At 41.9% G+C, this 16,007-nt stretch carries 12 protein-coding genes; 10 read left to right on the forward strand and 2 right to left on the reverse strand.

Annotated elements, in window-relative coordinates:
• The first annotated feature begins 3 nt into the window (after positions 1-3).
• Both lipA and AACV20_RS16730 read left to right on the forward strand, forming a co-directional pair.
• The gene (gene lipA / locus AACV20_RS16725; protein ID WP_013857343.1) at positions 4-972 is read left to right on the forward strand and encodes a lipoyl synthase; all 969 of its coding nucleotides are present in this window, start codon (positions 4-6) and stop codon (positions 970-972) included.
• 146 nt (positions 973-1,118) lie between these two features.
• Positions 1,119-1,445 carry a hypothetical protein gene (locus AACV20_RS16730; RefSeq protein WP_013857344.1) on the forward strand — a complete coding sequence of 109 codons (327 nt, stop codon included), beginning with the start codon at positions 1,119-1,121 and terminating at the stop codon, positions 1,443-1,445.
• 119 nt (positions 1,446-1,564) lie between these two features.
• Here AACV20_RS16730 and glyA read toward each other — a convergent pair whose 3' ends face one another.
• Positions 1,565-2,815 carry a serine hydroxymethyltransferase gene (gene glyA, locus AACV20_RS16735; protein WP_170907665.1) on the reverse strand — a complete coding sequence of 417 codons (1,251 nt, stop codon included), beginning with the start codon at positions 2,813-2,815 and terminating at the stop codon, positions 1,565-1,567.
• 346 nt (positions 2,816-3,161) lie between these two features.
• On the opposite strand from glyA, the gene AACV20_RS16740 reads away from it, so the two are divergent.
• From AACV20_RS16740 to AACV20_RS16775, 8 genes are all read left to right on the forward strand, one after another.
• Positions 3,162-3,761 carry a YitT family protein gene (locus tag AACV20_RS16740; RefSeq protein WP_017045830.1) on the forward strand — a complete coding sequence of 200 codons (600 nt, stop codon included), beginning with the start codon at positions 3,162-3,164 and terminating at the stop codon, positions 3,759-3,761.
• Between the two features lie 373 nt (positions 3,762-4,134).
• The gene (vpsL, locus tag AACV20_RS16745; RefSeq protein ID WP_069211921.1) at positions 4,135-5,529 is read left to right on the forward strand and encodes an exopolysaccharide biosynthesis glycosyltransferase VpsL; all 1,395 of its coding nucleotides are present in this window, start codon (positions 4,135-4,137) and stop codon (positions 5,527-5,529) included.
• Positions 5,530-5,549: 20 nt separating this feature from the next.
• A complete protein-coding gene (locus tag AACV20_RS16750; RefSeq protein WP_013857349.1) occupies positions 5,550-6,740 on the forward strand; it encodes an outer membrane beta-barrel protein in 1,191 nt (396 codons plus the stop codon).
• A 6-nt stretch (positions 6,741-6,746) separates the two neighbouring features.
• Complete coding sequence (vpsN, locus tag AACV20_RS16755) at positions 6,747-7,265, forward strand: exopolysaccharide export protein VpsN (RefSeq protein ID WP_088732057.1); 519 nt, start codon at positions 6,747-6,749, stop codon at positions 7,263-7,265.
• 13 nt (positions 7,266-7,278) lie between these two features.
• A complete protein-coding gene (gene vpsO / locus AACV20_RS16760; protein ID WP_170907666.1) occupies positions 7,279-9,483 on the forward strand; it encodes an exopolysaccharide regulatory tyrosine autokinase VpsO in 2,205 nt (734 codons plus the stop codon).
• A gap of 2 nt (positions 9,484-9,485) precedes the next feature.
• Entirely contained in the window at positions 9,486-10,187 is a 702-nt protein-coding gene (locus tag AACV20_RS16765) for a VpsP family polysaccharide biosynthesis protein (protein ID WP_170907667.1), read from the forward strand.
• A gap of 551 nt (positions 10,188-10,738) precedes the next feature.
• Positions 10,739-11,353 carry a hypothetical protein gene (locus AACV20_RS16770; protein WP_170907668.1) on the forward strand — a complete coding sequence of 205 codons (615 nt, stop codon included), beginning with the start codon at positions 10,739-10,741 and terminating at the stop codon, positions 11,351-11,353.
• Between the two features lie 71 nt (positions 11,354-11,424).
• Entirely contained in the window at positions 11,425-12,741 is a 1,317-nt protein-coding gene (locus tag AACV20_RS16775; RefSeq protein WP_047689561.1) for an O-antigen ligase family protein, read from the forward strand.
• A gap of 154 nt (positions 12,742-12,895) precedes the next feature.
• Here the strand turns inward: AACV20_RS16775 and AACV20_RS16780 are convergent, their stop codons facing one another.
• Positions 12,896-15,772, reverse strand: a complete 2,877-nt coding sequence (locus tag AACV20_RS16780; RefSeq protein WP_047689558.1) for a beta-prism lectin domain-containing protein — start codon at positions 15,770-15,772, stop codon at positions 12,896-12,898.
• Between the last annotated feature and the right edge of the window lie 235 nt (positions 15,773-16,007).

The raw sequence follows: 16,007 nt of genomic DNA on the forward strand, positions 1-16,007 counted from the left end.
AGCATGAGCAAACCGATCCAAATGGAAAAAGGCGTTAAATACCGCGACGCTGATAAAATGGCATTAATTCCTGTAAAAAATATGCCAGCCGCCGAACAAAAAGAAGTTTTGCGTAAGCCCGAGTGGATGAAAATTAAGCTGCCGAGTGATAGCCAACGCATCCAAGAGATCAAATCGGCAATGCGTAAAAATAATCTCCATTCGGTGTGTGAAGAAGCGTCTTGCCCTAACCTAGCAGAATGCTTTAACCACGGAACCGCCACCTTTATGATTTTAGGCGCCATCTGCACAAGACGGTGCCCATTTTGTGACGTTGCTCATGGACGGCCAAATGCCCCAGAGACAAACGAACCACAAAAACTGGCGCAAACCATTAAGGATATGAAGTTGAAATACGTGGTTATCACCTCAGTTGACCGTGATGACCTACGTGATGGTGGTGCCCAACATTTTGCCGACTGTAACCGTGAAATTCGAGCATTAAACCCAGAGATCCGTATCGAAACGTTAGTACCGGATTTTCGTGGCCGAATGGATATCGCCCTTGAACTACTCAAAGATAACCCACCGGATGTGTTTAACCACAACTTAGAAACCGCACCACGTCTATATCGTAAGGCGCGTCCTGGGGCAAACTATAAATGGTCACTGGAACTGTTGAAGAAATTCAAGCAACAACATCCAAGTATCCCTACCAAATCAGGCATCATGATGGGGCTTGGTGAAACAAAAGAAGAGATAGTGGAAGTATTGAAAGATCTTCGAGCTCACGACGTCACAATGCTTACTCTTGGTCAATATTTAGCACCGAGTCGCCATCACCTGCCAGTTGAACGCTACGTTCCACCGTCTGAATTTGACGAACTTAAAGAGATCGCACTAGAGCTTGGATTTACTCACGCCGCCTGTGGCCCGTTCGTACGTTCCTCCTATCATGCGGATATGCAAGCCAAAGGGCTAGAAGTGAAATAACCACACAGCACAAGTTCAATCAAGCCGATGTTCACTCATCGGTTTTTGGGACTCTGCTCAGTTAATGATTGAAGCTTGAATATTGATTCTATGTTCTATAGGCTAACGGCATAGAAAATAGATAACAAAGCTAGGGATTTATTAATATGAAAACGATCAGTACATTAGCACTTGTTACAGCCACTTTAATGGCCGGTTGTGCGTCTAATACTCAGCAAGATAACTATCGTGAAGCCTCCTTTGAGCTTTGTAATACTGAAGTCAACATTTACTCTGTGAGTGATGATGGCCGCGTTCGTATTGTCTGCGCTGACGGCTCTAAGTTTGCCTTAAATAGCGAAAAGACACTTGATACTATGCGCAATATTAATATTGAGTATTGTGATGGTGAAGGTTTAGGCAAATTTAACGAGAGCACTAAATATTACTCTTTTCAATGTAAGTCAGGCACATTGCTCAGCATTGCAAAATAATTCTGCAGAGCACATTCAACAGCAAGAGACCACTCTTCTTATTGGTGCTCAATAAAATAAATAATGATCAAATAAAAAAGCTCCTGAATATTAGGAGCTTTATTTTATTGTGCGTAAAACTACGCGTATACAGGCAAACGCTTACAAATTTCTAACACTTTTGCCTTCGTTGCTTGAATAACAGATTCATCACCCATGTTGTCCAAAATATCACACATCCATCCAGCTAGTGCTTTCGCATCAGCTTCAGTAAAACCACGGCGAGTAATTGATGGAGAACCCACGCGGATGCCAGAGGTGACAAATGGGCTACGCGGATCGTTCGGTACAGAGTTTTTGTTCACTGTAATGTTAGCCGCACCCAATGCCGCATCAGCATCTTTACCTGTAATATTTTTATCGATCAAATCGACAAGGAACAGATGATTTTCTGTGGAACCTGAAACAATGTTGTAACCACGAGCCAAAAACTCGGCCACCATCGCTTTCGCATTGGCGACTACGCGTTTTTGATACTCTTTGAACCCTGGTTCTAGAGCTTCTTTAAACGCGACCGCTTTACCTGCGATAACGTGCATTAAAGGACCACCTTGACCACCAGGGAATACGGCTGAGTTAAGCTTCTTATATAAGTCTTCACCTGCATTCGAAAGAATAAGGCCACCACGAGGACCTGCCAATGTTTTGTGGGTAGTGGTCGTCACTACGTGGGCATGAGGAACAGGGTTAGGGTAAACACCCGCCGCAATCAAACCAGCTACATGCGCCATATCAACGAACAAGTAAGCGCCCACTTTATCAGCAATTTCACGCATTCTTTTCCAGTCGCAAACTTGTGAATAAGCAGAGAAGCCACCGATGATCATTTTTGGCTGATGCTCAACCGCTAATGCTTCCATCTCTTCGTAGTTAATTTGACCTTTTGCATCAATGCCATAAGGAATGATGTTGTACAGCTTACCGGAAAAGTTGACAGGAGAACCGTGAGTCAAATGACCACCGTGTGCCAAGCTCATTCCTAATACGGTATCACCTGCGTTAAGCAACGCCATATAAACCGCGTTGTTTGCTTGTGAGCCAGAATGCGGCTGCACGTTCGCATAGTCTGCGCCAAACAGTTCACGCGCACGTTCAATCGCCAGTGTTTCTACTTTATCGACAAACTCACAACCACCGTAATAGCGTTTACCTGGGTAACCTTCAGCGTATTTATTGGTGAGCTGTGAACCTTGCGCTTCCATTACACGTGGGCTTGTGTAGTTTTCCGAAGCGATAAGTTCAATGTGTTCTTCCTGACGAAGAGTCTCTTCTTGAATAGCTGCGAACAGGTCCGCATCGTAATCTGCGATGTTCATATCACGCTTAAGCATCTGTATCTCCTGACTCAGATTTTACTGAAAGTTTCAAAAAAACCACACAACGACTAAAAGCAAACGTTTTCGTCACCGTAATATGGCGCACATTCTACATAATTTGATCTGGGTCATAAAGAACAAATTACAGAAATCATCATGCAGTTTTTTCATAATGGATAGTGAGGTAACTCATGCTAAACAGTAAGTTGGATAATGATGAGTTAGTATGTCAACCATTCTGCTTTACACCTTGTAAAGCTGCAATTACATAGGTTTACCTCAATTTTCACTCTCTATCTACCGAAAATATTACTTTTTCTTTACTATGCTCGCCATTCTTAGCTATTAAAATTATTTATCGATGCGAACACACACACGTAAAGAAGATTGGGTTGCCATTTTAACGGGAACCTTTTTGGTCGCACAAGGCGTCTTCTTTCTCCAGTCCGCTCATTTACTAACAGGTGGAACCGCTGGTTTAGCACTGCTGATCAGCCAGTTAGTCCCAGCCTCATTTGGTAGCATTTATTTTTTGGCTAACACCCCTTTTTACATTTTGGCTTGGAAACGATTCGGTCATCGCTTTGCCATCAACAGCGCGCTATCCGGCGCATTAGTCTCTATTTTTGCAGACCATCTTTATTTGGTAATTTCTTTGGAAATGGTCAATGAAATTTACTGCGCCATTGCCGGGGGATTATTAATGGGTCTTGGCATGTTAATTCTCTTTCGTCACCGTTCCAGTTTGGGTGGCTTTAATGTCTTGTGTTTGTTTATTCAAGATAAATTTGGGATCCCTGTTGGCAAAAGTCAGTTGATTATAGATTGCTCAATTTTAGCTGCTTCTGCCTTTTTTGTTTCGTTTTCCATTGCCACACTGTCTGTGCTCGGGGCTGTCTCACTTAACCTTGTATTAGCAATGAATCATAAACCCACACGATATAGCGTGACTTACCCTTAAGCTGTCGCAATACCCATAAGATTAAGAAGAGATAAAAACACAACCAAATTTAGCCTTAATTCTTACACCGTAAATGCCCCCCATTATTTTTATTTAAACATTAGCTGGCTCTTATATAGAGGTCCTCTAACAAGGTGACCACATTAAGCTAATGCAGTAATAGCAAGTGATTACATCATCTTATCCGACTCTCCGTACTCTATCTCAAATTGAAAAACCCAAAATACAGTCACCCATTCCATATATCACACATCACGTCTTATTTTTGATGCACCTGATCAGTTGAAGTCGTCGGAGCTTAATATGAGAATGCACTGCTAAAAAATAATTATTATTCGTTACCTTAATAATTGAGCGGTTAGGAGCTTCTACAATGGGTGAAAGAGGAAGGATCCGTATTTCTAACTATCAAGGTAAATTTTTCTACCGCCTGATAGATTGCTTAGTAATACTGATCACAATGTATATTACACTAAAGTTTCACTCACATATCGTTACTATGTCTTATATATCTGTGGGACTTTTAGGGGTTATTTTTTATTCATTTATTGCTGAAAGCCTTGATATATACAGCGGTTGGCGAACCACAAAACTTAGAGTTTTAACTCTACACACTGCTTTTTGTTGGGCTTCAACTGTTGGCTGCTTAACTTTAGTTGGTTATTTCACAAAAACTGGAAGCGATTTCTCACGTTTAATTTTAGGTTTTTGGTTTGTCGGATCATTTATTTTATTACTGCTTTGGCGCTTCGTCGCATTTACAGTCATTTACTATCTACACAAAAAAGGTTATCACACCACTAAAGCGGTCATTATCGGCATGACACCGCAGGGTCTGGAACTATCGAAAAATCTCATCAATAACCCTGAGTTAGGTATTAAACTGACGGGCTTTTACGATGATAGGGGTGATGAACGTATCGCAAGCGATATTCCAGTGCTCGGTAAAGTTAATGATGCATTAACACTTGCCAAAAACGGTGAAGTAAAAAGTGTGTACATAGCACTACCAATGCAAGCCCAGCATCGAATCAGCAAGATTCTAGAGGCCTTTTCGGATAGCACAGTGAATACCTATATTGTGCCGGATTTTTTCACCTTCAATTTACTGCATTCGCGTTGGTATACCATCGGCGATGTTAATGCTTTTAGTATTTTTGATACACCGTTCAATGGGTTAGGTACGTGGCTAAAACGTTTTGAAGATTTAGTCTTAAGTAGTCTTATCTTGATTTTAATCAGTCCTGTCCTTATTGCGGTTGCAGTAGGCGTAAAACTCAGCTCGCCCGGCCCTATTATTTTCAAACAGATGCGTTATGGGCTGGATGGAAAGTCTATCAAAGTATGGAAATTCAGAAGCATGCGTGCCATGGACAATGGGAACAAAGTGACACAAGCAACAAAAAATGATCCCCGAGTGACTCCTTTTGGTGCGTTTATTCGGAAGACGTCATTAGATGAACTACCACAGTTTATTAATGTGCTACAAGGTCGAATGTCTATTGTCGGCCCTCGCCCTCATGCCGTAGCGCACAACGAAGAGTATCGAACGATCGTTAACCGCTACATGCTGAGACATAAAGTAAAACCAGGAATTACTGGCTGGGCACAAATTAATGGCTGGCGTGGTGAAACCGATACGCTAGATAAAATGGAAAAACGTGTCCAATTTGATTTGGACTATATACACAGATGGTCGTTGTGGTTCGACATCAAAATCGTATTTCTTACCGTATTTAAAGGATTTGTAGGCAAGAATGCTTACTAGAATGGATAAAGCATACTCATATGAAAACAACTAATTTAAATAGAATCGCGTCCTTTGGTTTGGCTTTTTTTGCGTTATCAGCCGTACAAGCAAAACCGCAACCCAACCCAATTATGACTGAGTCAGGGATTGCTATTGTACCATTTTTAAACTTATCAACGGGTTATAACGACAACTTAGCAAAAGCGTCACAAGATCTCGAACATTCCCAATACTCAGTGTTCGAACCAGGTATCGGTTTAGCAATAGAGCCGACGAGTGGCCAGAAACATCGCGTAGGTTATCGACTACAAAGAGGTGATTTTTTCAGCTCTAGCAAAGATAACTACACTGACCATTTCTTTGATTTAGCCAGTGACTGGGAGCTCAATTCCAAGCATCGAGTTGACTTCAGCTATGCTCTTGCATTAACTCATGAACAGCGTGGCGATAACGATACGACACTCAATTTGTCGTACAACGAATACAACACCAATAACTTCAACCTCGGTTACGGTTTTGGTGGTGAAGACGCCAAAGGTCGAATAGAAACCAACCTTGGTTGGGGCAATTTGGACTATAAAAACAACCAAAATATTACTCAATACCAAAATTGGGATGAATTACGATTCAACAGCTCTCTATACTATAAAGCGCTGCCAAAAACATCGTTGGTTTTCCAAATTATCGTTAATGATAGGCATTATAGTGATATAGCCCCAGGCTCAACTCTCAAAGACAGCACCCATTATATGGGATATGTTGGTACCTCGTGGGACGCAACAGGGAAACTGCAGGGAAATGCCAAGGTCGGTATGCAACATAAAGATTTTGAATCCTCTTCTAGGGAAGATTTCGACTCTTTTTCATGGGATATTGATGTCACTTATCTCATCCGCACATACTCTGCAGTGCAGTTGAAAACAAATCGTAAATCAACCGATACTGACGGTACAGGTGATTCAATCGATACCAAAGTGTATAACGCAAATTGGACACACAATTGGAGTGACATCATCTCTTCTAACGTCGATTATTCTCTATTAAGCGAGAATTACACCAGCACTGCTCGCGACGATGACACCAGTAAGGTAACACTTTCATTAAGCTACGATTTTCGTCGTTGGCTAACATTCAAAGTCGGCTACCAACTTGAATCGAGAGATTCCAGCATCAGTTCGTTAAGCTACGATCAAAATGTTTATTACTTTGCTATTGAAGGTGTGATGTAACTTACGATGAAGTACTTCTTAGTCATTCTATTGAGTTGTCTTTCCTGGTCAACATTGGCCAATGAGAGTTTTTATAAGTTAGGCGTTGGGGATCAAATTCGGATTCAAGTTTATGATGAACCAGAGTTATCTATTGAAACGCGTGTGGGTGACAGTGGTAACATTGATTACCCTTTTTTGGGACGAATTAAACTGAAAGGAAAAACGATTGAGGAAGTAAAAACTGTTATCCACAATGGTTTAATCGATGGGTATCTGGTTAATCCCAATGTTTTTGTCAGCATAGTCGAATATCGTCCCTATTTTATCAACGGACAAGTGAAAATATCCGGGAGTTACCCGTATCATCCGGGGTTAACCGTAAACAAAGCCATTACGATTGCGGGTGGATTCACTGAGCGAGCGTCTAAAACTAAGATCTATATATCATCAAGTGATGCTCCTGAGGCCAAGCCAGTAAAAGTAACATTGCTTCATAAAATTCAGCCTGGTGACATTCTCACCGTAGAAGAAAGCTTTTTTTAGGTAACTTAGTTGTATGGAAAACTCTTTAATTAAAAATCACTTGAACTCAGATGAAGTTATTGATATTCGTCAGTATTTTCATGTTCTTCTCAACTATAAATGGCGTATTCTACTTTTTTCTACAATGGTTACCGCCATCGCCGTATTGATTGCATTATCAATTCCTTCGCAATATACCGCTCGCGCCTCATTGATCATCGAATCAAAGCAAGCAAAAGCTGTTTCGATTGAAGACATCTATGGTTTAGATACCAAAAGCCAAGAATACTATTTGACTCAAATAGAGATCTTGAAATCAGACCGAGTCGCAGAGGAAGTCATTAAACGCCTTAACCTTGCCAGCCACCCAGAATTTGACCCTACTGTAGAAAATAATCAAAAAACTGGGTTTAAATTCGATGTATTGGAATGGTTTCCTGTTCTAAAATCGTTCAAGAAAGAGCCAGCGGAAATATCACAGGAAGACCAAAACTATCGGACTAGCCGATTGGTTCTGGCTAAGTTTAAGCGTGGGCTAGAAGTTAGCCCAATAAGAAAAACTCAACTAGTGAATATTTTCTACACCAGTAAAGACCCTAAATTATCGGCTCAAATTACCAATGAGATTGGTAACGTCTTTATGGATAGTCATATCGAAGACAAACTTCAAGTTGAACTGAAGGCGAATAGCTGGCTCAACAACCGCATGGGTGATTTGCGCGAACAACTAAAAAAGTCAGAAGCTCAACTACAAACATTTTTAAAATCTGAAGGACTAGTTGATATCCAAGGCGTTGAAAGCCTAGCATCTCAAGAACTTGAAGAACTGACCTCTCAATTGAATAAAACGAGAGACAGACGCGTTGCAGCTGAGACTCTTTATTTGGTCGCTCAAACGTACAGCCGTCAAGATGGTGACCTCTCTGCCCTTGCATCTATCCCAGAGATCTCTAACCACCCGACGATACGAGATGTCAAATTGGCTGAAGTGCAAGCTGAAAAGAAAGTCTCCGAACTATCAAAACGTTATGGTGACAAACACCCAAAGCTAAAATCAGCTCAAGCCGAACTAGCCTCTGTTAAACGCAATTTAAATTCCGAACTAAAACAGCTACTAAACGGGATCAACAATGAGTTACAGGCTGCTAAGCAAGCAGAGAGTTCTTTACACCGGGAACTTGAGAAACGCAAATCAGAGTTTCAAAGCCTCTCCGTAAAAAATGCACGATATTCAGAGCTAAAGCGCGAAGTCCAAACAAACCGAGAGCTGTTTGATCTCTTTTTAAGTCGTCAAAAAGAGACCAGTGCATCGAGCGACTTTAATGCTACGATTGCTCGTTTTACCGATTTTGCCAATCCGCCCCTCGCACCAAGCAAACCGAATCGTAAACTGATTGTATTGCTAGCGTTTATCGCTTCGTTTGGTTTGGCGTGTGTTGTTGCTTTCATTGCTGATGCAATAAACGATACATTCCTTGATGTAAAACAGGTCGAAAAACAGTTATCACTAAGCTTGCTCGGTATTGTACCGGCAATAAAAACTCGAGGTCCTCTGACGCTAAAAACCTATTTTGATTCGAAACACCGAGAGCTAACAGAAGCGATTAGAACCGTTCGGACTAGCTATTTACTTGCCAACACCAACAAAGATCATCATGTAGTAATGGTTACGTCTTCACTGCCAGAGGAAGGAAAAACAACCTCGAGTATCAATTTGGCTTTTTCACTGGCACAAATGGAAAAAACAGTGCTGATAGACTGCGATTTGAGAAAACCATCGGTTGCACACCGTTTTGGCATCTCTGGTTCACAGCCAGGAATGAGCAACTTGCTCATAGGTACGCATACCATAGAAGAGTGTCTCTATACCGATGAAGAATCAGGGCTTGATGTTTTGACTGCTGGAGTCGTGACAGACAATCCTCTTGAACTTATCTCCTCGCCTAAGTTTGCCTCACTACTCGAAGAGCTAAAGACACGCTATAGCAGAATTGTGATTGATACACCTCCGTGTTTAGCCGTTAGTGATGCATTTATGCTGTCACAGTACGTGGACTCGACCATACTGGTGATCAATGCTCCACACACACGCACTAAAGTAGCTAGAGATGTGGTTGGACGCTTAACGCAGCAAGGAGCGAGAATTGATGGTGTCATATTGAACAAACTGAACACCAAAAAAGCCTCTAATTATAGCGGTTATCATCAATATCAATCCTATTACGGCCCAGAAAAATAACCATGAAGGTCGTGAATCACCCTTTTTTAGCCCATGCTTTGCGTTTGAGCATTGGGCTAACTGCACTCGTTACTCTCTATTTTGCATTTCATTTTTTGACGGCGTCCATTTACGCGCTAGCAACAGAAAGAAATATCGACTACTGGACAAAGCACAGTGATGGTGTAACTTTAGAGCAAGTGAATGAGACAAAACTCATGATACTAAAGGCCCTACAACACCACAGAGACCATCCTCATTACCACAATTTACTGGGTAAGGTCTATGAGTGGGAAGCCTATTTGGGCGATGATGTAGATAAAGAGAGCCGCTTGCTCAATGCAAAAAAGGCCTACTTGGAAAGTGCATTATTGAGACCCACTTGGTCAGACACATGGGCTGATTTATTGGTGATTGAAACTCAGTTGAAAGGGGAAAATATTGATCTCTATTTTGCACAAGCCGACAGATATGGGCCTTTTACACCCAAAGTGAACAACACACTTTTCCAGATTGGCCTTAACCATTGGTCTATTTTTTCAGTGCCGCAGCGAACTATCATTATTGATCACGCCGCAAGAGCATTAGCTCATCCTCAAAGCCGAGGAGAAGCCTACCAATATCTAAAATCAAACGGTCTCTTAAAATTTACCTGTGCAGCTATTATTTATAACCCTCAACGTTATACTGAGAAAAATAGTCTCTGCAAGAGAGCGCTAGAGTGATCTCGATGATAAAACATTATTCAATAAACCGGCCTATCGCCTTGTTCATGTTAGCCTTGCTTTCTCTTGGTACGGCTTCGCTATCACTGGCAAAAACACTGAATATTCATGCTGAGATACCGATATTTTTGGAAAAGTCACTCGGCGGTGATATTTATCTCCACTTTACACTTGCGCTATTCATTACCTTGGTTTTTATCCGAGTAATTTCCGCCACTCTTTCCCCTATACAGAGCATCTTTCTCGCCATAGTTATCGTCTCGACCTGTTGCGTAATTGATGAAAGTTTACAAATGTTATCGAGTTCACGATCATTCTCTTTGCTCGATTTAGGGGCAAGCTTACTTGGTATAACAATGGCCTCAATAATCTATTACGTTACTAGCAGACTTCAATCTTCAAACTTATGCTCCAAACTAAGACAACCTCGCGCATAAAAACGCCTTAAGAATGAGAATCGAACCCTTATTAACAGAAGTACGATATCACTGGATGTACTACTTCACTTATAATCATCGCAACAGTAAATCGTAGGCTTTTAGGACTTACCAATGAAAAAATCACTATGGATATTTTGGATTGCTATTTCAGCTTTGCTGGCTAGTTCAAGGTTATATGCCGAAACAGAAATTACTTGTTCACTTTATAAAAACCATAAAGTGGCCACAGACACAATAAGAGCCAGCCTAGAACAAGCAGACGACGCCATTATTTCTCTGCAAGCTTTAATGAAACTATGCCCAAGCATGGCACTAGAAATGGCGGACCTAGCGTCTACTCTACACCCACAACTAGCACTCGATATCTTCAATACGGTATTTGACCATATATCGAGTGACCAAGTCGCAGCTTTGACTGCGATACTCGTTAAAAATGCACCTCAAGAGATGCGTTCTGAAGTCATTCAGCTTGCTGTCACTAAATCACCAGAGTCAGCTCAAGCTATCGTTGATACTGTTATTGCAATGGATTTAATGGACTCAACCGATGTGATTGTTGCTGCAATCTCCGGTGGCGCTGACCCAGCGACCATTACTGAACCGACAGCGGCAGGTACTCCATCGGCTTTACCTGGTGGCTTACCTCCAGTCGCAACGGTGCCAGGTAACACCACAACACTTGGAACCGGCAATGGCAGTGGTGGTGGTACCGCTTCACCAAACTGATCGTTTAATTCGATGCTTTCATCCAGTTTAGGGCAGGTATATTCCTGCCCTTCTTAATTGATATTAATAGTATGCGTCTAATAGAAAAATCCATTTTCCCAATATTTCTCATTTTTATATTTTGGCTGCCCATACCTTTAGGTAGTAATCGCCCATTAGCATGGTCATTCAATGAAATCTGGATTGCATTGCTGCTTATTGCCTGTTTATTCAACTACTCTTTTGAGCACTGGAAAAACTGTCTGATAAAGGGAAAATTAGTCATCATTCCCATCGCACTTATCACTTGCTGGTCATTCATCCAAAGTATTCCACAACTTGGTATAACTCAGGATCCTAGTTTAGTCTTTGTCTCTGCAATCAAATCGCTCCACTATTTCCAGTTTTGTCTTATTGCTCTTGTCCTTATCGACACACCTAAAAAATTAAAACTTCTCGCAGTAGTCATGGTTAGCAGTGGAATTTGCCAAGGCTTTTACGCTGGCGTGATTTTGCTACTCAACCTAGATCATTCGATAATTTTCAAGCTGCCACTAGGAAATAGAGCCTCCGGAAGCTTTGTCTATCATAATCATCTGGCAAACTTCTTGATGCTGAATCTCTGCATTGGATTTGGCTTATTAATTGCAAAACTCGATAGCTCACATAAAACCGGATTTAGAAATATCACTAAACAGTTTTTAGCCGTGTTGCTGTCTGATAAAGCCTTTGTACGTTTAGGGCTCGTGATCATGGTGATTGCATTAGTCTTAACACGCTCAAGAATGGGAAATATGGCTTTCTTTATCGCCCTAACCGTAGGTTGTGTGCTGTTGCTATTGTTTTACAAGCCGAAACCCAAAAGTGTTTATGTGCTTATAATCAGTTTATTCATCATTGATACGTTCATCGTGAGCCAATGGTTTGGATTGGAGAAAGTCAAACAACGTCTTATTGAAACTAGCTTGGAAAGTGAATCAAGAGATGATGTTGTCAGATATTCCCTAGTTGCAATACAAGAAAGGCCTCTGACTGGCTTTGGGGCTGGTACTTTCTACTCCACTTTTCCTTCCTACAATCAAGGAAAAGTAAAACTGTTTTACGATCATGCTCATAATGACTACATCCAATTCACATTAGAATCAGGCCTTGTCATGGTTTCGATATTAGGTGTAATGATCTTAGTCGCCGCCCAACGCGCATTTTATGCGTTTAAAAACCGCAGAAATAGATTGATGAAAGGAATCGGATTATCATCCATGATGGCTATTATTGGTATGTTGATACACATGAGTGTTGATTTCCCACTTCAAGCTCCCGCAACAACACTTTATTTCTTGCTGTGTTTATTGATGGGACACTGGTCAAATTCAATGCCGAGTCTAGTCACTCGTTCAAAATATTCCTGATATATAAGTTGCAGGTAAACGAATGTATCCAAGACCGCGCAGCTTCAAGTAGGAATGCTATACGTCCAGAACAATTCCCACTCCATTCTTATTAATAAAAAAATCCCTCGATTATCTCGAGGGATTTTCAATTATTAAATTAAAACGATATCAATTAATCGAATACAAACTGCAAGCCTTCAACTAACCAACCACCAGTCCAAACATTAATCTGCTTGATGCGTTTACCTTGCGGCACAGTGTACGTTTCAACTTTTTTGTTGCTCGCATAGTGGGTTGAACCCAATAACACGCTAGAGCCATCCTTCATCGTGAACTTAATCGCCACTATGTGGTAACCACCCCAGTTATAAAGACCAGAGGTAACTTCCACGGATTGCAATTGATCAAGAGCAATCGGTGCTCTTAGCACACCACCGTTAGTACCTTGTACTGGGCCGCCCACCAAGTTATTGGCCGTCGTGCCGATCGCATCGATCGCAAAACCAGAACGCAGATACATCTGGTTATCCGCCGTCACGACACGTTGCGATTGCTGAGTATTTGAGTAACCAAAAATTGGAGACTCACCACCCACCGTTGCACGTAATGTACTCGAACGGTATGTATTATGGCTCAACCAACTTGGCTCAACAAAAGTAGGTAAAGTGCCATCTTGATTGATGTTGGTCAGGTGGAAAGCGTGCTGGTTCCAAATACGAGTCGCATTCTTCCAAGGTTTTGCACTGTCCGCCGATTCATAAACAAACACACCATGGTTAACGACATAGTTTTTATCAAAATCATTAGCAACAACAATCAGCTCTGCATTATTGTCACCTTCCAGATCGACCACGATAGGATATTCCCAAAGTGTCGCCGTTGAGTGCGCTAACGAAGCACGTTCTTTACCCGTTTTGCCATCTAACACACGTACACGAGCATGGTCTTGCACGAGTACTTCATCGATACCATCATTATCAAAGTCATAGGCAGACACACCAATTTTGCCGCTGCCAGTATCATCGTTCGCAACAGACCAAACGCGCTCACCTTTGCTGTTATACATATCGACAGCGGCATAACCCGCGTAAACAATCCCTTTTACATCCAGATCATTGGTACCATTTAGCGTAGCTAACTCAAACTGAACACCGTCCAACAGCCAACCAGCGCTCCAAGCTTTAATGCCTTTAATACGACTACCTACTGGTACAGTAAAGCGCTCGGTCTGCTTGGAATAAGCATAGTTTTTAGAGCCCATAGAAATCACGCTACCGTTGCTCATTCTAAAATCGAGCGCCAATAAATGATAACCACCCCAATAGTATTTACCCCAAGTCAGATCAATCGCTTTAATATCTTTGACGTTAACTGCGGCATTAAGATTGCCTCCCGTACCACCGACTAAAGTCGAAGCAGAAGCACCAATCGCATCAATCGCGAATCCTGAACGAACAGAGATTTTACCATCGACCGCCAAAACAATAGAAGCAGGATTGCTATTAGGTTGATAACCGTAGATTTTTGAGAACTCAGTCGTTTCAACTGCTTGAGCTTTGCCTAAAAAGTTAGATACCGCCTGCACGCCACCGCCTGGATTGGCAGTATTGTTGATTTCCCACTTAATGGTGCCATCGTGTTCTAGCACAGCAAAACGTGCGTTATGCCCAGTTGATGCAGAAGCAGGAACTGAAGCGATAATCTCTGGCTCAGCATCATTATCTAGGTTAACCAGCGAAGAGAACCAAACTGCATCATTGGCATGATATTGCCAATTGATCGCGCCGTTATTTTGAAATAGAGTACCACCTGAAAAGACTTCTTGTTGCTGATCGCCATCGACATCAACGTTGATCGATGACGGTGCCCAAGGGTGGTTAAAAATCAGCCCTGTGTGGTAGTTATACACACCATCTGCAGCCAGAATTTCGACGCTGCCATCATGGTCTAAATCAGCCAACGTGATATCACCAACAATACGCCAGCCACTTTCTGTGGTTGGGATCTGTTTTTTGATGTTGCCTTGGTTATCCAAAATCGTGATGAATTGATCGCGATTGTTGGTTGTAACAATTTCAACGATTCCGTCACCATCCAGATCGCCTACGGCAGGAGAATAACGCGCATCCGCGATCACACCACCATTCGCATAACTCCACAACTCAGAACCATCCACACCACTTAAAGCACGCACTAAACCGCCATTGGCATATTTGTTTCCTTCAAATGTCACTACGATCAAATCTGCGACATCTTTTTCATCAATCTTGCCATCGCCATTGTCATCATTCAGTTGCGCGGCAACCGGCGTAACCATCACTTGGTTAGAATTAGGTTGGAAAGCACTGCCTTGCCAAGACCACTTAAGCTTCATATTGAGTGCAGAGCTGTCACCTTCATAAGGAACAACACGCATTGAACGAGGCTTTGAGAAATCAAGAGTTTCGCCATTGTAGGCTGTGACTGCTCGCATCTGCTCATTTTGAGTATGACCACCAAATACCGCTAAACGGTTATAAGAGAGGTTATCCCAATCACTCAGCATGACACCTAAACCTTGTGGCGCTTCCACATCCACTTCATGAGCATAGATATAAGCAGGCAATGAGTAGCCTGAGCGCTCACCCTCTTTCAAACAGAAACGCTCACCCGTTTGGCGGCTAACGATACAAGCCTCAGGATAAGTTTCAGAAGCCAGCACTCGCATTGAGCGTGGTTTAGAAAAATCTAAATAAGCGCCGTTGTAGGCCTTAACATTCTTAAGATCTTCGTTGCCAGTATAACGATTGAACACAGCCAAACGGTTATAAGACAGGTTGTCCCAATCACTCAGCATGACAGAGACACCACTCGGAGCCTGTACATCGACTGGATGAGCATAAATCCAGCTAGGTAGGGAGTATCCCGAGCGCTCTCCTACATTCAAACAATATTTTTCGCCATTCAGGCGGCTGATAATACACCCTTCGGCTTCATTCGTTGTGGCTTGAGCCACGGTGCTACTTAGCGACAAAAGACTGACAGCAAGTGCAATATATTGAGACGTCATCTGTAAGACTCCCTTTACTTGGGGTTAATTTTTTCAAAGCCAGAAACGATATGCATCTGGTTGATTTTTTTTTGTAATTATTATTTTTCAAACCTAGGAACTGGTGAACTGGTATCGTGAATTGCCAATAAAAATCCGACGGAATTATCAGTAAATGGAAGGGATATTTCAACACAACACGCCTATTTTTACGCCTCACTAATGAGACATCTCAAAATTGAGAAACGAACCGACT

This window comes from Vibrio sp. B4-6, from assembly GCF_963888245.1.
In the GTDB taxonomy this organism is placed as follows: domain Bacteria; phylum Pseudomonadota; class Gammaproteobacteria; order Enterobacterales; family Vibrionaceae; genus Vibrio; species Vibrio anguillarum.